The 355-nt window shown below is 74.1% G+C and carries 1 protein-coding gene; it reads right to left on the bottom strand.

What is annotated here, in order from left to right:
* The coding region (locus GJV82_RS19720) for an Ig-like domain-containing protein (RefSeq protein WP_196217326.1) at positions 1 to 355 on the bottom strand (355 nt) is incomplete at both ends.

The following is a 355-nucleotide window of genomic DNA, read 5'->3' as shown; positions in this document are numbered from 1 at the left end:
TCGCGCCGGACAGGACGCGGGCCTCGATCTCGCGGGGCTGCGGGGGCGCGTTGTCCTCGCCGTCGCGGATGCGGATCGTGACCTGGGCGGAGTCCTCCTGCCCGTTGACGTCGCGCACCCGGTAGATCGCGTAGGCCGTGCCGGCCTCGGGGCCGGCCTTGAACCGCAGCGTGTCCTCCGAGACGAACGCCTCCCCGAGCGCGGGGTCGACGTCCTGCTCCAGCTCGGTCTGCAGGAACAGCTCGAGCCCGTCGGGGTGGGTGTCGTTCCGCAGCACCGGGATCGTCACCACGTCCCCGGCGTGCACGGTCACCTCGTCCGCCGCCGCGTTCGGCGGCTGCAGGCGCGTGGGCGC

The organism is Cellulosimicrobium composti, assembly GCF_009711085.1.
GTDB lineage: Bacteria > Actinomycetota > Actinomycetes > Actinomycetales > Cellulomonadaceae > Cellulosimicrobium > Cellulosimicrobium composti.
The sequence above is the reverse complement of the archived record's forward strand: the minus strand, read 5'-3'. Positions and strand labels throughout refer to the sequence as shown.